At 64.9% G+C, this 18,590-nt stretch carries 21 protein-coding genes; 14 read left to right on the top strand and 7 right to left on the bottom strand.

The window, feature by feature from the left end:
- Positions 1–26 precede the first annotated feature (26 nt).
- The 3 genes from hisS to NLM27_RS38490 form a co-directional block, all read right to left on the bottom strand.
- Positions 27–1,547, bottom strand: a complete 1,521-nt coding sequence (hisS, locus tag NLM27_RS38500; RefSeq protein ID WP_254148224.1) for a histidine--tRNA ligase — start codon at positions 1,545–1,547, stop codon at positions 27–29.
- 209 nt (positions 1,548–1,756) lie between these two features.
- A complete protein-coding gene (locus tag NLM27_RS38495) occupies positions 1,757–2,281 on the bottom strand; it encodes a YegJ family protein (RefSeq protein WP_254148223.1) in 525 nt (174 codons plus the stop codon).
- 142 nt (positions 2,282–2,423) lie between these two features.
- Positions 2,424–3,506 (bottom strand): branched-chain amino acid aminotransferase, encoded by a 1,083-nt coding sequence (locus NLM27_RS38490; RefSeq protein ID WP_254148222.1) that lies wholly within the window; start codon positions 3,504–3,506, stop codon positions 2,424–2,426.
- 339 nt (positions 3,507–3,845) lie between these two features.
- Between NLM27_RS38490 and NLM27_RS38485 the strand changes: the two genes are divergently transcribed.
- The 3 genes from NLM27_RS38485 to NLM27_RS38475 are packed head-to-tail and all read left to right on the top strand — an operon-like array spanning position 3,846 to position 6,525.
- Positions 3,846–4,388: a MarR family transcriptional regulator gene (locus NLM27_RS38485; RefSeq protein ID WP_254148221.1), complete on the top strand. Its 543-nt coding sequence runs from the start codon at positions 3,846–3,848 to the stop codon at positions 4,386–4,388.
- A complete protein-coding gene (locus NLM27_RS38480; protein WP_254148220.1) occupies positions 4,385–5,116 on the top strand; it encodes a response regulator in 732 nt (243 codons plus the stop codon). Before NLM27_RS38485 ends, NLM27_RS38480 begins: the two co-directional genes overlap by 4 nt.
- Before the next feature lie 20 nt (positions 5,117–5,136).
- Positions 5,137–6,525: an ATP-binding protein gene (locus NLM27_RS38475; protein WP_254148219.1), complete on the top strand. Its 1,389-nt coding sequence runs from the start codon at positions 5,137–5,139 to the stop codon at positions 6,523–6,525.
- Between the two features lie 11 nt (positions 6,526–6,536).
- Here NLM27_RS38475 and NLM27_RS38470 read toward each other — a convergent pair whose 3' ends face one another.
- Together NLM27_RS38470 and NLM27_RS38465 are read right to left on the bottom strand one after the other, a co-directional pair.
- The gene (locus tag NLM27_RS38470) at positions 6,537–7,067 is read right to left on the bottom strand and encodes a DUF3617 family protein (protein ID WP_254148218.1); all 531 of its coding nucleotides are present in this window, start codon (positions 7,065–7,067) and stop codon (positions 6,537–6,539) included.
- A gap of 41 nt (positions 7,068–7,108) precedes the next feature.
- On the bottom strand, positions 7,109–7,414 hold the full coding sequence (locus NLM27_RS38465; RefSeq protein ID WP_254148217.1) for a hypothetical protein: 306 nt from the start codon (positions 7,412–7,414) through the stop codon (positions 7,109–7,111).
- 182 nt (positions 7,415–7,596) lie between these two features.
- Here NLM27_RS38465 and NLM27_RS38460 point away from each other — a divergent pair, with 182 nt between their 5' ends.
- From NLM27_RS38460 to NLM27_RS38445, 4 genes are all read left to right on the top strand, one after another.
- Positions 7,597–8,058, top strand: a complete 462-nt coding sequence (locus NLM27_RS38460; RefSeq protein WP_254148216.1) for a hypothetical protein — start codon at positions 7,597–7,599, stop codon at positions 8,056–8,058.
- Positions 8,059–8,178: 120 nt separating this feature from the next.
- Entirely contained in the window at positions 8,179–8,883 is a 705-nt protein-coding gene (locus NLM27_RS38455) for a ribonuclease T2 (RefSeq protein ID WP_254148215.1), read from the top strand.
- A gap of 159 nt (positions 8,884–9,042) precedes the next feature.
- On the top strand, positions 9,043–9,903 hold the full coding sequence (locus NLM27_RS38450) for a 23S rRNA (adenine(2030)-N(6))-methyltransferase RlmJ (protein WP_254148214.1): 861 nt from the start codon (positions 9,043–9,045) through the stop codon (positions 9,901–9,903).
- Positions 9,904–10,154: 251 nt separating this feature from the next.
- A complete protein-coding gene (locus NLM27_RS38445) occupies positions 10,155–10,370 on the top strand; it encodes a cold-shock protein (RefSeq protein WP_063986700.1) in 216 nt (71 codons plus the stop codon).
- A gap of 66 nt (positions 10,371–10,436) precedes the next feature.
- Here the strand turns inward: NLM27_RS38445 and NLM27_RS38440 are convergent, their stop codons facing one another.
- The gene (locus tag NLM27_RS38440; protein ID WP_254148213.1) at positions 10,437–11,060 is read right to left on the bottom strand and encodes an outer membrane protein; all 624 of its coding nucleotides are present in this window, start codon (positions 11,058–11,060) and stop codon (positions 10,437–10,439) included.
- A gap of 246 nt (positions 11,061–11,306) precedes the next feature.
- Between NLM27_RS38440 and uvrC the strand changes: the two genes are divergently transcribed.
- From uvrC to NLM27_RS38405, 7 genes are all read left to right on the top strand, one after another.
- The gene (gene uvrC / locus NLM27_RS38435; protein WP_254148212.1) at positions 11,307–13,379 is read left to right on the top strand and encodes an excinuclease ABC subunit UvrC; all 2,073 of its coding nucleotides are present in this window, start codon (positions 11,307–11,309) and stop codon (positions 13,377–13,379) included.
- A 97-nt stretch (positions 13,380–13,476) separates the two neighbouring features.
- Positions 13,477–14,094, top strand: a complete 618-nt coding sequence (gene pgsA, locus NLM27_RS38430; RefSeq protein WP_254148211.1) for a CDP-diacylglycerol--glycerol-3-phosphate 3-phosphatidyltransferase — start codon at positions 13,477–13,479, stop codon at positions 14,092–14,094.
- Positions 14,091–14,342 (top strand): molybdopterin converting factor subunit 1, encoded by a 252-nt coding sequence (moaD, locus tag NLM27_RS38425; RefSeq protein WP_254148210.1) that lies wholly within the window; start codon positions 14,091–14,093, stop codon positions 14,340–14,342. The genes pgsA and moaD overlap by 4 nt, the downstream gene beginning before the upstream one ends.
- A gap of 3 nt (positions 14,343–14,345) precedes the next feature.
- Positions 14,346–14,828: a molybdenum cofactor biosynthesis protein MoaE gene (locus NLM27_RS38420; RefSeq protein ID WP_254148209.1), complete on the top strand. Its 483-nt coding sequence runs from the start codon at positions 14,346–14,348 to the stop codon at positions 14,826–14,828.
- Entirely contained in the window at positions 14,828–15,787 is a 960-nt protein-coding gene (gene prmB / locus NLM27_RS38415; RefSeq protein ID WP_254148208.1) for a 50S ribosomal protein L3 N(5)-glutamine methyltransferase, read from the top strand. The genes NLM27_RS38420 and prmB overlap by 1 nt, the downstream gene beginning before the upstream one ends.
- Positions 15,788–15,876: 89 nt before the next feature.
- Positions 15,877–16,461 carry a phage holin family protein gene (locus NLM27_RS38410; protein ID WP_254148207.1) on the top strand — a complete coding sequence of 195 codons (585 nt, stop codon included), beginning with the start codon at positions 15,877–15,879 and terminating at the stop codon, positions 16,459–16,461.
- Entirely contained in the window at positions 16,462–17,592 is a 1,131-nt protein-coding gene (locus NLM27_RS38405) for a YihY/virulence factor BrkB family protein (protein ID WP_254148206.1), read from the top strand.
- Between the two features lie 43 nt (positions 17,593–17,635).
- Here the strand turns inward: NLM27_RS38405 and NLM27_RS38400 are convergent, their stop codons facing one another.
- A complete protein-coding gene (locus NLM27_RS38400; RefSeq protein ID WP_254148205.1) occupies positions 17,636–18,481 on the bottom strand; it encodes a class I SAM-dependent methyltransferase in 846 nt (281 codons plus the stop codon).
- Positions 18,482–18,590: the final 109 nt, after the last annotated feature.

Here is an 18,590-nt window from a genome sequence, read left to right as displayed (position 1 = left end):
CCGGGCATGACGACCTGCCGGAATGGCTATCCCCACTTTACGTCATGGCGGCCCAGGACCTCGCGCACCTTGACGACGAGATCGGCTTCGCTGCACGAAAACTGCGCCGGGCGGCTCTCGCGCCATTCCTGGTTGGAGGCGATCGCGGCCGCGGCCTTCGCACCCTCGATCAAATCCTTGATCTGCACCTCGCCGCGCGCCTTCTCGTCGGAGCCCTGGATGATGACGCAGGGCGCGTTGCGGCGATCGGCATATTTGAGCTGGTTGCCCATGTTCTTGGGATTGCCAAGGTAGAGCTCGGCGCGGATGCCGGCGGTGCGCAAGGATGCGACCATCTTCTGATAGTCGGCGACGCGGTCGCGGTCGAACACGGTGACGACGACAGGCCCGAATTCGGGCCGCGTGTCGAGCTGGCCGAGCAGCGTCAGCGCGGCCTGCAAACGAGAAACGCCAATCGAGAAACCGGTCGCCGGCACCGGCTCGCCGCGAAAGCGCGAGACGAGGCCGTCGTAACGACCACCCCCGCCGACCGAGCCGAAGCGCACAGGGCGGCCCTTCTCGTCCTTGGTCTCGAGCAGGAGTTCGACCTCGTAGACGGGGCCGGTGTAGTATTCGAGGCCGCGCACGACGGACGGATCGATCTTGATACGATCCGCACCGTAACCCGAAGCCGTCACCAGCTTGGCAATCTCTTCGAGCTCGCTGACGCCAGCCTGACCGATCTCGCTCTTGGCGAGGTAAGTCTCCGCCGCAGCGATGGCTTCTTTCCAATCGTCGCGCGGCTTGGTGATGGCGAGAACGACGTCGGCCTCCGCCGCGCTGAGGTTGGCGCCTTTCGTGAAGTCGCCCTTGCCCTCTTCGCCGCCGTCCCACCGTCCGGGACCGAGCAGCTTGCGCACTTCGTCAGCAGAAAACTTGTCGAGCTTGTCGATCGCGCGCAGCACGGTCAGCCTGCGGCCTGCGTTCTCGTCACCACCGAGCCCGATGGCTTCCAGCACACCGTCGAGCACTTTTCGGTTGTTCACCTTCACCACGTACTGGCCGCGCCGAACGCCGAGTGCCTCCATCGTGTCCGCCGCCATCATGCAGATCTCGGCATCCGCCGCCGGCGTTGCCGAGCCGACCGTGTCGGCATCGAACTGCATGAACTGGCGGAAGCGGCCCGGGCCGGGCTTTTCGTTGCGGAACACGTAACCGACGCGGTAACTGCGATAGGGCAACACCAGACCGTCGGTGCCGTAGCGCTCGCCGACATAGCGGGCGAGCGGCGCGGTCAAATCGTAGCGCAGGCTGATCCACTGCTCGTCGTCGTCCTGGAACGAGAATACGCCCTCGTTCGGGCGATCCTGGTCGGGCAGGAATTTGCCGAGCGCATCGGTGTATTCCATCGCCGGCGTCTCGACGGGCTCGAAGCCGTAGAGCTCGTAGACGGCGCGGATCTTCTCGACCATCTCGCGCGTCGCCCGGATCGCGGCGGGATCGCGATCCTCGAGCCCGCGCGGCAGGCGCGCCTTCAGTTTCTGGGGTTTTTTGGGTTTCTCGGCCATGCGCGGCGTTTACCAGCCGACGCGGGATGCGGCAACCGGACTGTGTTCTTCACCTCGCCCCGCCTGCGGGGAGAGGTCGGATTTTACGCCTTTCGCGTAAAATTCGGGTGAGGGGGACTCTCCGCGAGTCCGACTGTCACCGTCCCCGGAGAGACTCCCCCTCACCCTACCCTCTCCCCGCAGGCGGGGAGAGGGGAAGAGAGAGCCCCCTAAGGCTGCTCCATCCGTGCCCTCAGGGCATCCGCATCCGCCTTCGGCAGCGACTTCAGCGTCGGCTTGATGGTTTCGCCGCCGACGATCTTGCCGTTGCGCATGAACATCCAGTCCGAGATGTCGGCTTCGCCGAACGCGACCTTATCGCCGGCGTGCTTGCCCGGCAGATCGCGCGGTTCGTTGGCAAAGAGACCGGTAAAGGTCCCGTCCGGCTGCTTCTTCACCTCGGCGATCCAGATGTGCTCGCCGCCCTTGCGGGTCGAGAAGCGCACCTTCAGGGAATGGCCGGCCTCCGACGGCTTTGGCGATTCATAGGAAGCCCAGAAGGTCGGGAGCGTGCCGCGGGCCCGCGCGATCGCGGCGTTCATTTCCGGATCGCTGGTGCGCACGTCGACGATCGGCGAGCGGTCTTGCGCTGCGACCTCGTGCGTGGGGCCGATGGTCAGGATGCCGAAAACGGAGACGCCGGTGATTGCGGCGAGAATGACCCATTTCACGGGTTGGGAGAGTTTTGGTGCCATGATCGCGATGTCCAGGATGCTTCGATGTGTCCTGACTTTTGTCGCATGTCGGCAGCGCCACGTTCAGTGCGCAAAAAGCCACAAGCGATGCGCGTTTCCCCTCTCCCTTGTGGGAGAGGAGAAGCAGCACTCTCACCGCCGATCAAAGCACCTTGCGGATCCAATTGTGCGGATCGTTGGTGCGGCCGTACTGGATGTCGACGAGCTGCTTGCGCAGGCCCATGGCGACGGGACCGGCGGCGCCGCCGCCGATGTCGAAATCGCCGGTGACCGAACGCACCTTGCCGATCGGCGAGATCACGGCGGCCGTGCCGCAGGCGAACGCTTCCTTGAGCTTGCCGGAGCCTGCATCCTTGCGCCACTGGTCGAGCGAATACGGCTCCTCGCGCACGGTCTTGCCGGCATCCTTCGCGAGCGCGATGATGGAGTCGCGGGTGATGCCGGGCAGGATGGTGCCGAGCGGCGGCGTCACGAGCGAGCCGTCGTCGAACACGAAGAAGACGTTCATGCCGCCGAGCTCCTCGACATAGCGGCGCTCGACCGCATCGAGGAAGACGACCTGATCGCAGCCGTGCTGGATCGCTTCGGCCTGGGCGCGCAGGCTCGCGGCATAATTGCCGCCGCATTTGACGGCTCCGGTGCCGCCGATCGCCGCGCGTGTGTAGTTCTCCGACACCCAGATCGAGACCGGCGCGGGACCGCCCTTGAAGTACGACCCGACCGGCGAAGCGATGACCGCGAAGATATATTCGGAGGACGGCTTGACGCCGAGGAAGGTCTCGCTCGCGATCATGAAGGGGCGCAGATAGAGGCTGCCCTCGCCGCCCGGCATCCAGGTGCGATCGATGCGCACGACCTGCTCGACCGCCTCGATGAAGACGTCTTCGGGCAACTGCGCCATCGCCATGCGGTCGGCGGAATCCTTGAAGCGGCGCGCATTGGCGTCGGGGCGGAACAAGTTCACGCCGCCATCGTCGCGCTTGTAGGCCTTGAGACCTTCGAAGATCTCCTGGGCGTAGTGCAGCACCGCACCGGCCGGATCGAGCTGGAAGTTGGCGCGTGCCTCGATGCGCGCTTCATACCAGCCGCCCTTGGCCTGGTTGTAGCGGACGATCGCCATGTGATCGGTGAAGACCCGTCCGAAGCCGGGATCCACCAGCTTGGCGACCCGGTCCTTCTCTGGAGTCGGATTGGATGCGGGCTGGATGTCGAATGTCATGCTCATGTCCTTGCCTCCCGCTGCCGATGGCGGCGCTGTTCTGGCGCCTGCCTGCCCGCTTTCGGGCCCGGCTGGCTTGATTGGTTTCTGGCCGGACCGCCGCCAGCCTTGTTACGGCCGGTTTCCGTGGCCAGCATGTCGCCGAGGACATGCTTTTGCGGAAGGCGGAAGTCCAGTATGTTTTGCCGAAATGCCGCTCGACAATTGCACGGTAGATCTGATCCGGCCGTCGTCGCCCTGTCCGGCTCTTTCCGCCGTCCCTGCTTCGACACCGCCCGCCGCGAAACGACCTAAAATTTCGTGCGGGTTGATCGTTTTGTAACATTGAACCCAAGATACGTCAATATGCCTGACATAAATTTCGCGAGTCCCTCTCAAGACGCCGCCGAGCCCCGGCCGGCCACAGGCGATGGAGCCAATTTGCGCTGGGATATCATCGAGCTGCTGTTCTTCGCCTACCGCGATTTCGTCGGCGATCCCGACCAGGAGCTGGAGGCGTTCGGCTTCGGCCGGGCTCATCACCGGGTCATGCACTTCGTCTACCGCTATCCCGGACTCAAGGTCGCCGACCTCCTCGACGTCCTGCGCATCACAAAACAGTCGCTCGGCCGCGTGCTCAAGCAGCTCCTGGACGAGGGCTATATCGTGCAGAAGACCGGCGACAATGACCGCCGCCAGCGCCTGCTCTACGCGACGCCGAAGGGCGAAGCGCTGGTGCAGAAGCTCGCCGGGCTCCAGACCACGCGGATCACCAAGGCACTCGCCGAGATGGGGCCGCAGGATGCGGAGACCGTGAAGCGCTTCCTGCGCGCGATGATCGACCGTGAGGATCCGGACAAGGTGCTCGAGACCATCTTCGCTTCCGTCAACCACGACGCCAAGGAGTGAACGTGCCGCTCGCTGCCACTCTCGCCCGCCCGCCGGCACGCCCGGCCGACGACGCGCCGCATCTGCTCTTGGTCGACGACGACCGCCGCATCCGCGACCTGCTGTCGCGCTTCCTCGCCAGCGAAGGCTATCGCGTCTCGACCGCCGCCAGCGCCAGCGATGCGCGCGCCAAGCTCATGGGCCTGCATTTCGACCTCCTGATCCTCGACGTCATGATGCCGGGCGAGACCGGCTTCGAACTCGCCCGCTTCATCCGGACGTCCTCCTCGGTGCCGATCGTGATGCTGACGGCACGGCACGAAGCAGAAAGCCGCATCGAGGGCCTGCAGATCGGCGCCGACGACTACGTGGCAAAACCATTCGAGCCGCGCGAGCTCGCGCTGCGCATCAACAACATCCTCAAGCGCGCCGCGCCACCGCCGCAGGTAGCAACCGTGGAGAAGATTGCCTTCGGCCCCTATGTCTACCATCTCGATCGCGGCGAACTGCGCCAGGGCGAGGAGGTCATTCACCTCACCGACCGCGAGCGCGAGATGCTGCGCATCCTCTCGGAGACGCCGGGCGAGACCGTGCCGCGCAGCGCACTGACCGGCAATGGCAGCGTCAACGAGCGCGCCGTCGACGTGCAGATCAACCGCCTCAGGCGCAAGATCGAGACCGATCCCGCCAATCCACTCTTCCTCCAGGCGGTACGCGGCATCGGCTACCGGCTGGTGGCCTCGCCTTAAACCGCAGTGAAGCGCGACCGATGAGCACGATCGATACCGGCCTGACGCTTCTGAGGAGCGCCGCCGGCCGCGTCTCCGCCGTCAATGGCTGGATGGGCAATGCGTTCAAGGGCTGGATGCCGACCGGCCTCTATGCCCGTGCGCTCCTCATCATGATCGTACCGATGGTGGTGCTGCAATCGGTCGTCGCCTTCGTGTTCATGGAGCGGCACTGGAACACGGTGACGCGCAGATTGTCGGCCGCGGTGGTGCAGGACATCGCCGCGCTGATCGACGTCTACAAGGGCTACCCGCAGGACAAGGACCGCGACCAGATCCGCCGCATCGCCCAGCAGCGGCTCGGCCTCGTCGTCGATTTCCTGCCCGCCGGCGACATGCCGCCGCCGGGACCAAAGCCGTTCTTCTCGCTACTCGACCAGACGCTGTCGGTACAGCTCGGCCGCCAGATCGGACGTTCGTTCTGGATCGACACGGTCGGCCGCTCCAACCTCGTCGAGATCCGCATCCAGCTCGACGATGCCGTGATGCGCGTGTTCGCACAGCGCAGTGCGGCCTATGCCTCGAACTCGGAGATCTTCCTGTTCTGGATGGTCGGCACGTCCTCGATCCTGCTGATCGTCGCCGTGCTGTTCCTGCGCAACCAGATCAAGCCGATCCTGCGGCTTGCGGATGCCGCCGAAAGTTTCGGCAAGGGCCGCGAGGCGCCGAACTTCCGCCCCAGGGGCGCACGCGAAGTGCGGCGCGCCTCCGTCGCCTTCCTCGAGATGAAATCGCGCATCGAGCGTACGATGGAGCAGCGCACCGCGATGCTCGCCGGCGTCAGCCACGACCTGCGCACCATCCTGACCCGTTTCAAGCTCGAGCTGGCGCTGATCGGCGACAGCCCCGAGCTCGAAGGCATGCGCAAGGACGTCGACGAGATGTCGATGATGCTGGAGGATTACCTTGCCTTTGCCCGCGGCGATTCCGGCGAGCAGTCGCAGCCAACCGACATGGCCCAGGCCCTGGAAGAGTTGCGTAGCGACGCCGAGCGCCACGGCCACACTGCGACCGTGGCGTTCCACGGCCTGCCCGTGGTGACGGTGAAGCCGGCCTCGTTCAAGCGTTGCCTCGCCAACCTCGTCACCAACGCCGCGCGCTACGGCAAGGCCATCGCCATCAGCGGCCAGCGCGATCACCGTTATCTCACCGTCACGGTCGACGACGACGGCCCCGGCATTCCCGCGCATTTGCGCGAAGAGGTGTTCAAGCCGTTCCTGCGGCTGGACAACGCCCGCAACCAGGACGAAGGCGGTACCGGCCTTGGCCTTGCGATCGCCCGCGACATCGCCCGCTCGCACGGCGGCGACATCACGCTCGGCGACAGCCCGATGGGGGGCTTGAGGGCCAGTGTGCGGATTCCGGTGTAGCTGCCGTAGCCCTACTTCGGCAACAGCGCCTTCAGCTTGTCCATGTCGCGCACATTCATCTTGAAGCCGCCGGGCATCACGATGTCGCCGGGCTTCTGGTCCGCCTTGCAGGCGCCGAGCCACTTGGCTTGCAGCGTCATGCTGGTATCGCGGCCGGCCGTGCCGGCGACGCCGCCTTGCGCATGCGAGGAGGTCTTCACCGTGTAGGCCGAGTTGAAATCGCCTGATATCTCGGCATGCGAGCTTGTGCTCACGCCGGCGACGTTGCATTCGGAGTCGCTGACATAGCCCGTCGCGGTCTTCTTGATCTCCTGCTTGGCGCAGATCTGCTTGGCCATCGGGGAGACGTTGTTGCTCATCTCCTTGTCGACGGTCTCGTCGGTGCAGTGCTGCATGGTCATCTCAGGCACGGGCGAGCCGGTCGTGACCAGCTTCATTTCCCAAAGGCCGGCCTTGCGCACCGGCAACTCGTCGGCGCGGGCGCTGCCTGCCGACAACACGAGACAAGCGACCGAGCCGAGCAAAGCAAGTTTGCGCGTCATAGGGGAGGCTCCCGGCTGAGAGATTGCGGCGTTACGTCAGCTCAGTACAGCGTGCGGATCGGCTGCTCGGCGGCGCCATAGGGCACCCAGCGGCAGGAGAACGAGATGTAGCCGCCCTCATAGGCCTGCACCGCGAGGAATTTAACGACCTTGCCGTAACGCGCGCAGTGATCGACCGCGACCTGACGCGCATCGACCTGGGTCGCCATCGAATAGGCGATGATGCCGCCGGTGTCGTTGCCCTTGAAAGGCGGCACCGGAAGGATATCGGCGCGCGCCGACTGGCTCGCCACCATACCCGAGACAACCAGGCTGGCGAGAAGACCCGCGGCCGCAATGATTCGCATACCCGTCACTCCAATTGGTTGGCCCCAGTTTACGGTGCCGGGATCGCCGTGAAAAGAACTGAACCCGGTCGGCGACGACGTTGCGGTCAACTCCTGGCGAAGTGTTGCCGCGCTGCACTTGACCTCCCTCGGCCTTCGCGGCACCGTCCAACCTTCGCAAGACCCAGCTGTCCGGATTGACCATGCGCGCCCCCTCCCTGAAATCGCTCCGCTTTGCCGCCGTGCTCGGCCTCATGTTCGGGGCGCTGTCGCTCGGTGAGGCCAGGGCCGCCAATCCGCTAGAGCTGAATTTCTGGCTGAGCGGGCCGCGCTATGACGGCGCCGTGGCCGATTGCGACAAGGCGCTGCCGACGATCGCCACCCAGTTCTGGGAAAAGGAAAGCTCGTTCTGGAATTCCTCGCTGAAGATCACGGGCTTCTCCGCCGTTCGCGAGGTCGCATTCCGTCCCTGGCAGTCCGACAACATTCCGCGCCGCTACTGCACCGGCGATGCCATGCTCAACGACGGCAAGGTGCGCAAGGTGCATTTCTCGATCATCGAGGATGGCGGCTTTGCCGGTTATGGCAATGGCGTCGAATGGTGTGTCGTCGGGGTCGACCGCAACTGGGCCTACAATCCGGCCTGCCGCGCCGCCAAGCCCTGATCTGAAAAGCCCTGATTCGGGTTGGTCCGGCCATCAACGACGGGCCGCCCGAATTTTGTTCTTGAAATGTTCTTATCGCCTGCTAGGCTTCCCTGCACAGTCTAGTTGAGGGGCGTCGCCATGTTTTATTCCAGATTGCATTCATTCTCCCGCCTGGTGATCTCGCTGACTTTTTCCCTGATCGTTGCCGCGGGCCTGGCCTCGTTCGCCGGTGACGCGAGGGCCCAGGACAAGCGGCAGAACGCGCCGGGCGAGTTCGATTTCTATGTGCTGTCGCTGTCATGGTCGCCCTCCTTCTGCGAGGAAGCCGCCGAGCGCGGCGGCCGCTCACAGATACAATGCAGCGGACGACCCTACGCCTTCGTGGTGCATGGGCTGTGGCCGCAATATGAAAACGGCTTCCCCGAATATTGTCAGCGGCCGGCACCGCGGCTGAACCGCAGCATCGTCTCTTCGATGCTCGACCTGATGCCGGCGCCGGGCCTGATCTTCAACGAATGGGACAAGCACGGCACCTGCTCGGGGCTCGAGAGCCGCGGCTATTTCGAGGCGATCCGCAAGGCGCGCGCCGCGATCAAGATCCCGGCCGAATATCTCGATTTGTCACAGGCCAAGACCGTGGCGCCGGCGGAGGTCGAGGAAGCCTTCATCAGGGCCAATCCCGGCCTCAGCAATGCAGCCGTCTCGGTCACCTGCAACCGGACACGGCTCTCCGAGGTCCGCATCTGCCTCCGCAAGGACCTGCAATTCCGCGCTTGCGACGAGCTCGAGCGCCGCGCCTGCCGTCGCGACCAGGTGACGATGCCGCCGATCAGGGGTGGTTGAGGCCGACTTCTCTGATCGTCATTCCGGGACGCGCGAAGCGCGAACCCGGAATCCATCGACCCGCTTGGCCGGTGCAGAAATGGATTCCGGGCTCGGTGCTGCGCACCGCCCCGGAATGACGGGAGTTACTTTCATCGCGCGATGTCGTAACTCTCCGCCATGAACTACCGCCACGCCTTCCACGCCGGCAGCTTCGCCGATGTCATCAAGCACATCGTGCTGGCGCGCATCCTCACCTACTTGCAAGACAAGCCGGCGGCCTTCCGCGTCATCGACACCCATGCCGGCGCCGGCCTCTACGACCTCGACGGCGACGAGGCGCGCCGCAGCGGCGAGTGGCTGACCGGCATTGCACGACTGATGCAGGCACGCCTGTCGAACGAGACCGCAGCGCTGACGAAGCCCTATCTCGACATCGTCCGCGCCTTCAATCCGAAGGGCGAGCTCAAGGCCTATCCGGGCTCGCCGCTGATCGCGCGCGGCCTGCTCAGGCCGCAGGACCGCCTCGTTGCCTGCGAGCTCGAGCCGAAGGCCCGCAAGGCGCTGATCGATGTGCTGCGCCGCGACGAACAGGCGCGCGTGGTCGATCTCGATGGCTGGATGGCGCTGCCGGCCTTCGTGCCGCCGAAGGAGCGTCGCGGCCTCGTGCTGATCGACCCGCCCTTCGAGGCCAAGGACGAGTTCGAGCGGCTCGGCGAGGCCTTCTCGGCGGCCTTCGCGAAATGGCCGACCGGTATCTACGTAATCTGGTATCCCGCCAAGAACCGGCGCGCCACCGAAGCGCTGGCGCAAACGGTGGCGCGGCTCGCAGCCGCAGCAAAGCCGCCCGGAAAATGCCTGCGCCTCGAATTCAGCGTCGCACCGCAGCTCGATGGCGCAGCGCTCACCTCCACGGGTCTTCTGATCGTCAATCCGCCCTACACGCTGCACGGCGAGCTCAAGACGATTCTGCCCGAGCTGGAAATGCCGCTCGGTCAGGGCGGCGCTGCCAGATTCCGATTGGAGGTGCCGAGGCCGTAACACTCCGGCATTCTTGGGAAAAAGATGCAGGAGCGGTAGTCAATCTGCAAAGAACCGTATTATGCTGTTTGCGTGACTGGCTTTACGTTCCGCTTCCGCGAATGGTTGCGGCGGAGTGAAGGCCTAAGAAAGATCCGGCCGGACCGATGAGGTCCGCCCAAGGATGGCCAGCTCCCGGGCTTCGTAAGGCCCGGTCATGTCGTGACGTGAGTCTGCGTCGCGGCGGAGGAGCAATGAGGGGGAGTTTCCCGATGGCCATGACGGGAACGGTCAAGTTTTTCAACGGCGAGCGCGGCTACGGTTTCATCAAGCCGGACGACGGTGGTCGTGACGTCTTCGTGCACATTACTGCTGTGGAGCGGGCGGGACTGAAGGACCTTGCCGAAGGACAGCGCATTACTTTCGAAGTCGAGCCGGACAAGAAGGGCAAGGGACCGAAAGCGGTCAATCTGGTGATCGTCTCTTAGCCTGCCGAAAAAAAATCCCGGCCGCGAGCGGCCGGGAGGTTGGTCCGGTATTTTCTTCTTCAGCTATCAGAAACGATAGTTCACGCCTGCGCGGACAACGCTGGCGCTATAGCCGTTTGACACGCCCGTAATTGCGAACTGGCTGGTCGACAGATCGATGTAGAGATATTCGAGCTTGGCGCTCCAGTTCGGCGCAATGCCGACTTCCGCGCCGGCGCCGATGGTCCAGCCGGCTGTGGTGTGCGACTCCGTCCAGCCGAAGGTCTGCGCACGCAGTTCGCCGAAGGCGAGGCCGGCGGTGCCGTAGAACAGCACGTTGTTGAAGGCATAGCCGGCGCGGCCACGCACGGTGCCGAACCAGGGATTGGAGAACTTCCACGGCGCAAAAGTATCGTCGGCACCGGCGGCCTGGATGTCGCCCTCGACGCCGAACACCCAAGGGCCGTTTTGGAAATTGTAGCCCGCCTGCACGCCGCCGACGAAGCCGGAGGGCTTTACGGGTGAGTTGCTCACCGAGCCCCATTCATAGCCGATGTTGCCGCCGAGATAGGGACCGGCCCAGCTATACGCATTGAGCGGCTGGTTGACGGTGTAGGGCGCACGCTGCCCGTAATTGAAATCGGCGGCCTCTGCCGAAGCTGTCCAGCCGGCTGCAATCAATGCCGCCGCGCCCACAACGAGCCTCTTCATCACACACTCCAACGCAACTGCCGACCCGCGATGCCCAACGCCGCCGCGCGAGGCAAAACCGCATGGTTACGGAACCACCACTTTTTCGCGTAAGATTTATCGAGAGTTTTAAGTTAAAGGGCTGTTAAGCCGGGTTACCGCGCCCTTAACAGGCTTAAGCAAGCGTTACCGGGAACCGCCCGCCATCCTGTGCGGGCGCCACGGCCGGAACTTCAAATCAGCAGCCCCAGCGCCTAAATTCGCACCATGGTTCACGATTCCCCCGACAATCCGGACGAGCGCGCGCGCAGGTCGCCGCGGGCTGCCGCGAGCAATGCGCCGCCCGAGGGGTTGGCGCCGCCGGACCTCGATCCCGCCACGGCGAGCGGCGACGACGAGGACGATGCGCGGCTGCCGGATATTCTGGAAGAGAACGGCGCGGTCGGCGAAGGCCCGCTCGCAACCGGCCACGAGGCGATCGAGCGCGCCGTCAGGCTCGCCCCCACCTCGCCCGGCGTCTACCGCATGCTCAATGCGAACGCCGACGTGCTTTATGTCGGCAAGGCCAAGAACGTCAAAAAGCGCTTGTCCAACTACGCGCGTCAAAGTGCGCCGCAGCCGGCGCGCATCCTGCGCATGATCGCCGCCACGGTGACCGTGGAGATCGTCTCGACCAACACCGAGACGGAAGCACTGCTGCTGGAAGCCAACCTGATCAAGCAGCTGCGGCCACGCTTCAACGTGCAGCTGCGCGACGACAAGTCGTTTCCCTACATCCTCATCACCGGCGACCATTGGGCGCCGCAGATTCTCAAGCACCGTGGCGCGCAGACGCGGCCGGGCCGCTATTTCGGCCCGTTCGCCTCCGCGGGCGCCGTGAACCGCACCATCACCGCCCTGCAGCGCGCGTTCCTGATTCGCTCCTGCACCGATTCCTTCTTCGAGAGCCGTAGCCGGCCCTGCCTGCTCTACCAGATCCGCCGCTGCGCCGGCCCCTGCACTCGCGAGATCGACTTCGGAGGCTATACGACCCTGGTGCGCGAGGCGACCGACTTCCTCTCCGGCAAGAGCCATGCGGTGAAGCAGGAACTTGCCGGCGAGATGGAGAAGGCCGCCGGCGAGCTCGAATTCGAGCGCGCCGCGCTCTACCGCGACCGCCTCGCCGCGCTGTCGGCGATCCAGTCGCAGCAGGGCATCAATCCCCGCACGGTCGAGGAAGCCGACGTGTTCGCCATCCACCAGGAGGGCGGCTTCTCCTGCGTCGAGGTGTTCTTCTTCCGCACCGGACAGAACTGGGGCAATCGCGCCTATTTTCCGCGCGCGGAGAAGACGTTTACGCCGGAGGAAGTGCTCGGCTCCTTCCTCGCCCAATTCTACGACGACAAGCCGCCGCCGAAGAACATCCTGCTCTCGCACGAGATCGAGGAAAGCGAGCTCCTCGCCAACGCGCTGTCGATCAAGGCCGGCCGCAAGATCGAGGTCACCGCGCCCAAGCGCGGCGAGAAGAAGGAGCTCGTCGCCCACGCGCTGACCAATGCGCGCGAGGCACTGGGCCGCAAGCTCGCGGACACGGCAACGCAGAGCCGCCTGCTCGAGGCCATGGCCGCGACGCTGAGCCTGCCGCACGCGCCCAAGCGCATCGAGGTCTACGACAACAGCCATATCCAAGGCACCAATGCGGTCGGCGCCATGATCGTGGCGGGCCCGGACGGCTTCGTGAAGAACCAGTACCGCAAGTTCAACATCAGGTCGGAAGGGCTGACGCCCGGCGACGACTACGCCATGATGCGCGAGGTGCTGGAGCGCCGCTTCAAGCGCTTGATCAATCCGCCCGAGGGGGGTGGGGCCAAGGAAAACATTAAGGCGAAAGACGACGATTTCCCGCAATGGCCCGACCTCGTCATCATCGACGGCGGCCGCGGCCAGCTCAACGCCGTCCGCGAGATCTTCGCAAATCTCGGCCTGACCCAGGTGTCGCTGATGTCGGTCGCCAAGGGCCCGGACCGGGATGCCGGCCGCGAAACCCTGTTCATGCCGGAGCGCGAGGCGATCAAGCTGGAGCCGCGCGATCCCGTGCTCTATTTCATCCAGCGCCTGCGCGACGAGGCCCACCGCTTCGTCATCGGCTCCCACCGCAAGCTGCGCAAGAAGGATATCCGCGAGGCCGGTTTGCAGGAGATTCCGGGCATCGGCCCGTCACGCAAACGTGCCTTGCTGCATCATTTCGGAACCCTGAAGGAGATCGAAAGGGCCTCGATCGCCGATCTCGGCAAGGTTCCGGGGGTGAGCGCCGAGAGCGCTCGCAGGATCTTCGAGTATTTCCATCCCCAGCCGGGATGAACTAAAGGGGGGCCGCGGTCATATGATCGTTGCGTCCGCACCTCATTTGGGGGGCGGAACGGTTGACGTTCAGGCAGCAGCGGTATTGGTAGGACGGATGAACATCGCCACCACACGAGGGACGACCAGCCGCGCGATGTCCCTCCCCAACATCCTGACCTATGGCCGGATCGCCGCGATCCCGGTCGTGGTGGGATGCATCTATGCGCAGTCGATTCTGGATCAGCCGCTGTGGCTGCGCTGGGTGGCGGTGGCCATCTTCATCGGCGCCGCGGTGACCGATTACCTCGACGGCTATTATGCCCGGATCTGGAATCAGCAATCGGCGTTCGGCCGGATGCTCGACCCGATCGCCGACAAGCTGCTGGTCGCCTCGTGCCTGCTGATGCTGGCCGCCGATGGCATCATCCATGGCTGGTCGCTGTGGGCTGCCATCGTGATCCTGTGCCGCGAGATCCTGGTCTCGGGCCTGCGCGAATACCTCGCCGCGTTGCGCGTCAGCGTGCCCGTGACCAAGCTCGCCAAGTGGAAGACCACGGTCCAGCTCGTCGCCATCGGCTTCCTGCTCGCGGGCCCGGCCGGCGATGAGGTGGTGCCGTTCGTCTCGATGGTCGGACTGGCACTGCTGTGGGCCTCGGCGATCCTCACCATGTACACCGGCTACGACTACTTCCGTGCCGGCATCCATCACCTCATCAAGGAGGACGAGGGATGAAGGTGAAGTATTTCGCCTGGGTGCGCGAGCGCGTCGGTAAGGCCGAGGAGACCATCGAGCCACCCGCGACAGTGCGCACAGTCGAAGAACTAATCGCCTGGCTGTCCGGCCGGAGCGAAGCCTATGCCTACGCCTTCGAGAGGCCGAAGGTGATCCGCGCCGCGATCGACCACGCCCACGTCAAATCGGACGCCGCGATCGCGGGCGCCCGCGAGATCGCGTTCTTCCCGCCGATGACCGGCGGTTAGGCCATGCCCATTCCTGTCACCACCTGCCCCGTCACCATCCGCATCCAGCAGGACGATTTCGACCTCGCGCGCGAGATCGCGGGCCTGACGGCCGGCCGCACCGACATCGGTGCCGTCGTGACATTCTCCGGCATCTGCCGCGGCGATGAGGACAGCGCGAAGACCTCGGCGCTGACGCTCGAACATTATCCTGATATGGCCGAAGAAGAGATCAAGCGTCATGTCGAGGAGGCGACCTCGCGCTGGCCGCTGAACGGCGTCACGGTGATCCACCGCGTCGGCCGCTTCCTGCCCGGCCAGAACATCGTGCTGGTGCTGACCGCCTCGCAACATCGCCAGGCCGCGTTCCAGGCGGCCGAGTTCCTGATGGATTATCTCAAGACGAGCGCGCCGTTCTGGAAGAAGGAAGAGAGCGAAGCCGGCACCGGCTGGGTCGAGGCCCAGGCCCGCGACGACGAAGCCGCCGCACGCTGGACCCGATCCTGATGGCACGGGCATCCAAGAAGACCTTGCGCGGCCGCGCCGCGCCCAAACCTGCCAAACCCGGTCCGGGCGAACTTCTCACGCTGCTCGATTTTGTCCGCTATGCGGTCAGCCGCTTCGTCGAGGCCGAGCTTGCCTTTGCGCATGGCACGACCGATCCGGTTGCCGAAGCAGCCTTCCTGGTCAGCGAGGCGCTGCATCTCAATCCCGAACAGTTCGAGATTTTTGCCAACGCGCGCGTCACGGTCGCCGAGGCCGCGACCATCCTCGATCTCATCCACGAGCGCGTCACCACGCGCAAACCGGCCGCCTATCTCGTCAACAAGATCTACATGCGCGGCCTGCCCTTCTATGTCGATGAGCGCGTCATCGTTCCGCGCTCCTTCATCGGCGAGCTCCTGGAGTCGCATTTCGGCGGCGACGGCAATGCCGGATCGCTGATCGACGATCCCACGGCCGTCGAGCGCGTGCTCGATCTCTGCACCGGATCGGGATGCCTCGCCATCCTGGCCGCGCATCATTTTCCCAGCGCCACCGTCGATGCCGTCGACATCTCCAAGGGCGCGCTCGAGGTCGCTACGCGAAATGTCGGCGCATACGGGCTCGAGGACCGGATTAGCCTCTTTCGCGGCGACCTGTTCGCCCCGCTCGGCGATGCACGCTACGACCTGATCATCACCAATCCGCCCTATGTCGATGCCGAAGGGATGGCGGCCCTGCCGCCGGAGTGCCGAGCCGAGCCGAATCTCGCCTTCGATGGCGGCCGCGACGGTCTCGACGTGGTGCGCCGGATCCTGCACGAGGCGCCCGATCACCTCACACCGAATGGCGGGCTGATCTGCGAGATCGGCCGCGGCCGCGAACTGGTCGACGAGGCCTTTCCGGAACTGCCGCTGCTCTGGCTGGACACCGAGGATTCCGAGGGCGAGGTGTTCTGGATCGCAGCCGCCGATCTCGGCTGATCCCTTGCGAGGGGAAGGCTTCTTCGGAACAAGTCAAATACCGCCACGTTCATCCCCCGAAGAATTTCTCGGTCTTGGAGGATGTCCGCATGCTCGCGCCATCGGGCGAATTGCTGCGCGCCGGCATGGCGCTCAAGCTCAACCATCTCAAGCGCGCTGCCCAATCGTACCTGCGTGACCGCACCAGCCAGGCCACGGGTCGCGTGACGTCCTACGCGGTCGCCGCCGGTCTGTTCGCAGGAGCCGGGCTGTTCGTGATCGCGACCTTTTTTGTCGGCGTGATCGCTCTGTACCGCTTTGTCGCAATCACCTACGGGCAATTCTGGGGCTTTGGTGCCGTCGCGGCGGTGCTGCTGATATTGGCTGCTGTCTGCGCCGGCGTCGCCATGGCGATGATGAAGCGGCCGACCAAGGCGATCGTGCCGCTTGCCAGCCGGATGCGGGTTGCCATCGCGACACCGCGCATTCCGAGCGGAACGGTCAAGCAAGCCGTGAAGGAGGTCGCGACGACCATTCCCCTCGTTCCGCATGCGCCGGGTGAACGCGGTCATGGCAGCAAAGCCAGGTCGACGGGCGCCAACCGTCCCGTGCAACTTGGTCTGATGCTCGCAGCTGTCGGTCTGGTCGGCTTGACGGCTGCGCGGCGCCGGCGCAGGCACGGTCTGGAGGCGTGAATGCTGGGGCGGCGCTCCGAGCAGATCGATAGTTGGATGCTGGTGGCGGCGACGGCCGTCTTTGTGCTCACCGCGGAGCGGTACTTCCAGGACTCGGACCTTGTCAGGTCGGGCCCTCCGCAAGACCACCGCAAGGGCGAGGCGAATTCACCGGAAACCCATCCGGCGGGCGCGGCCGTGGAGCCCGGCCGCGGCCGTCATGCCAAGAGCCCGTTCACGATCCCCTGGGCAGGCTGGAAGGATATTTTCTGGCGCACCTACCAGCGCATCGATGAGGATCGCCTGCTGGCGACTGCCGGCGGCGTCGTCTTTTTCGGGCTGCTCGCGATCTTTCCCGCTGTCACGGCGATTGTCTCCTCTTATGGCCTGTTCGCCGACCCCTCGACGATCAGCGCCAACCTGCAGACGCTCGCGACGATGCTGCCCGAGGGCTCGTTCCAGATTGTCGAGGACCAAGTCGCGCGCGTGGTATCGCATGGCAATACGACGCTGGGTGCCACCTTCCTGCTCGGCCTTCTGCTTGCGATCTGGAGCGCCAATGCCGGCGTCAAGGCAATCTTCGATGCCCTCAATGTCGCCTATGAGGAACGCGAGAAGCGCAGCTTCATCAAGCTCAACATGGTGTCGCTGGCCTTCACCATCGGCGGCATCGTGGCGCTGCTGCTGATGGTCGGGACCGTCGTCGCCTTTCCGCTCGCGCTCAATCATCTCGGCATGGCCCCCGAAAGCAAGCTGATCGTGGCGCTGGCGCGATGGCCGCTGCTGTTCCTCATCCTGCTCGTGGCGCTTGCGATCCTCTACCGCTTTGCGCCCAGTCGCGATGCGTCGCGCTGGCAATGGCTGAGCCTCGGCGCGCTGACGGCCGCCCTCCTCTGGATCGCCGGCTCGGCACTTCTGTCCTGGTATCTCTCGGAATTCGCCAATTACAACGCGACCTACGGCTCGCTCGGCGCAGCGATCGGCTTGATGATGTGGATGTGGATGTCGGCCATCGTAATCATGTTCGGCGCCGAGCTGAACTCGGAGATCGAGCGGCAGACCCTGCGCGACACGACCACCGGGCGGCCGAAGCCGCTCGGCAGCCGCGACGCTGTTTCGGCCGACACGGTCGGCGCCGCCGCGCCGTCCTGATGGACGATCAGGCCGGATCTCACCAGCCTGACCGAACCGCATCTCAGCGCTTGGTGATGACGGCTTCCAGATATTCGCTGTGCACGACGACCGTACCGTCATCGGCACGGTTGAACTCGCCGAGCAGCGCCTGGAGATCGCGCTTCAGCGCGCTCTGGCCGCTCTCGTCGAGCGCGGCAAACGCCTTCAGCGTGGGCCCGTAGAAGGTCTTGAAGATCTCGAGCCAGTGGTCCGGCGAACGATAGCGGAACACGAACATGCGCGGCTCGGCGGCGATCTCGGAGGCCTGGCTTGCGAACATCTCGTCAAGTCGCGCCGCCGTCCCCCACAATGCCGGCGACTTTACGCCGGCTGGCGGGGCGATATGCTTGCCGATGGTCTTGAACAGCTGACCGATGAAACCTTGCGGCGTCCAGTTGGCGAGGCCGATCTTGCCGCCGGACCTGCAGACCCGCGCGAGCTCGGAGGCCGCCTTGTCCTGATCCGGCGTGAACATCACGCCGAAGGTCGAGAGCACCACATCGTAACTGGCATCGGGGAACGGCAGCGCTTCGGCATCCGCCTCGCGGAATTCGATCATGAGATGTTCGGCCGCTGCGCGCTCGCGACCACGCTTGAGCAGCGCCGGCACATAATCGGTCGACGTGACGTCACACCAGCGCCGTGCCGCGGCCAGCGTCGCATTGCCGTTGCCGGCGGCGACGTCCAGCACCTTGCTGCCGGCGCGTAAGTCAAGCGCCTCACAGAGATGCTCGCCGACGATCTGCAAGGTGGTCCCGACCACGGCATAGTCGCCCGACGACCAGGCGCCGTGCTGGCGCTGCTTGACGGCGGCGAGGTCAGGCTGGGGCTGGGATGCGGCGGGCTTGAGCACTGCGGATGTCGACATGGCAAATCTCCTGCGGTTGAAAACACCGGGACGATAGGGCGCATGCGGCTCGCTGGCCTTGAGAGCGGCATTATTTTACGCTGAGAGCACCTTGATTTCCGACGGGCGC

Origin of the sequence: Bradyrhizobium sp. CCGB12 (genome assembly GCF_024199845.1) — a bacterium.
GTDB lineage: Bacteria > Pseudomonadota > Alphaproteobacteria > Rhizobiales > Xanthobacteraceae > Bradyrhizobium.
Note: the sequence above shows the minus strand (reverse complement) of the source record. Positions and strands in the feature narration are given on the sequence as shown.

Coding starts and splice junctions, on each gene's coding strand:
- hisS (WP_254148224.1), bottom strand. CDS start 1,547: ATGGCCGAGAAACCCAAAAAACCCCAGAAACTGAAGGCGCGCCTGCCG.
- NLM27_RS38495 (WP_254148223.1), bottom strand. CDS start 2,281: ATGGCACCAAAACTCTCCCAACCCGTGAAATGGGTCATTCTCGCCGCA.
- NLM27_RS38490 (WP_254148222.1), bottom strand. CDS start 3,506: ATGAGCATGACATTCGACATCCAGCCCGCATCCAATCCGACTCCAGAG.
- NLM27_RS38485 (WP_254148221.1), top strand. CDS start 3,846: ATGCCTGACATAAATTTCGCGAGTCCCTCTCAAGACGCCGCCGAGCCC.
- NLM27_RS38475 (WP_254148219.1), top strand. CDS start 5,137: ATGAGCACGATCGATACCGGCCTGACGCTTCTGAGGAGCGCCGCCGGC.
- NLM27_RS38470 (WP_254148218.1), bottom strand. CDS start 7,067: ATGACGCGCAAACTTGCTTTGCTCGGCTCGGTCGCTTGTCTCGTGTTG.
- NLM27_RS38465 (WP_254148217.1), bottom strand. CDS start 7,414: ATGCGAATCATTGCGGCCGCGGGTCTTCTCGCCAGCCTGGTTGTCTCG.
- NLM27_RS38460 (WP_254148216.1), top strand. CDS start 7,597: ATGCGCGCCCCCTCCCTGAAATCGCTCCGCTTTGCCGCCGTGCTCGGC.
- NLM27_RS38455 (WP_254148215.1), top strand. CDS start 8,179: ATGTTTTATTCCAGATTGCATTCATTCTCCCGCCTGGTGATCTCGCTG.
- NLM27_RS38450 (WP_254148214.1), top strand. CDS start 9,043: ATGAACTACCGCCACGCCTTCCACGCCGGCAGCTTCGCCGATGTCATC.
- NLM27_RS38445 (WP_063986700.1), top strand. CDS start 10,155: ATGGCCATGACGGGAACGGTCAAGTTTTTCAACGGCGAGCGCGGCTAC.
- NLM27_RS38440 (WP_254148213.1), bottom strand. CDS start 11,060: ATGAAGAGGCTCGTTGTGGGCGCGGCGGCATTGATTGCAGCCGGCTGG.
- uvrC (WP_254148212.1), top strand. CDS start 11,307: ATGGTTCACGATTCCCCCGACAATCCGGACGAGCGCGCGCGCAGGTCG.
- pgsA (WP_254148211.1), top strand. CDS start 13,477: ATGAACATCGCCACCACACGAGGGACGACCAGCCGCGCGATGTCCCTC.
- moaD (WP_254148210.1), top strand. CDS start 14,091: ATGAAGGTGAAGTATTTCGCCTGGGTGCGCGAGCGCGTCGGTAAGGCC.
- NLM27_RS38420 (WP_254148209.1), top strand. CDS start 14,346: ATGCCCATTCCTGTCACCACCTGCCCCGTCACCATCCGCATCCAGCAG.
- prmB (WP_254148208.1), top strand. CDS start 14,828: ATGGCACGGGCATCCAAGAAGACCTTGCGCGGCCGCGCCGCGCCCAAA.
- NLM27_RS38410 (WP_254148207.1), top strand. CDS start 15,877: ATGCTCGCGCCATCGGGCGAATTGCTGCGCGCCGGCATGGCGCTCAAG.
- NLM27_RS38405 (WP_254148206.1), top strand. CDS start 16,462: ATGCTGGGGCGGCGCTCCGAGCAGATCGATAGTTGGATGCTGGTGGCG.
- NLM27_RS38400 (WP_254148205.1), bottom strand. CDS start 18,481: ATGTCGACATCCGCAGTGCTCAAGCCCGCCGCATCCCAGCCCCAGCCT.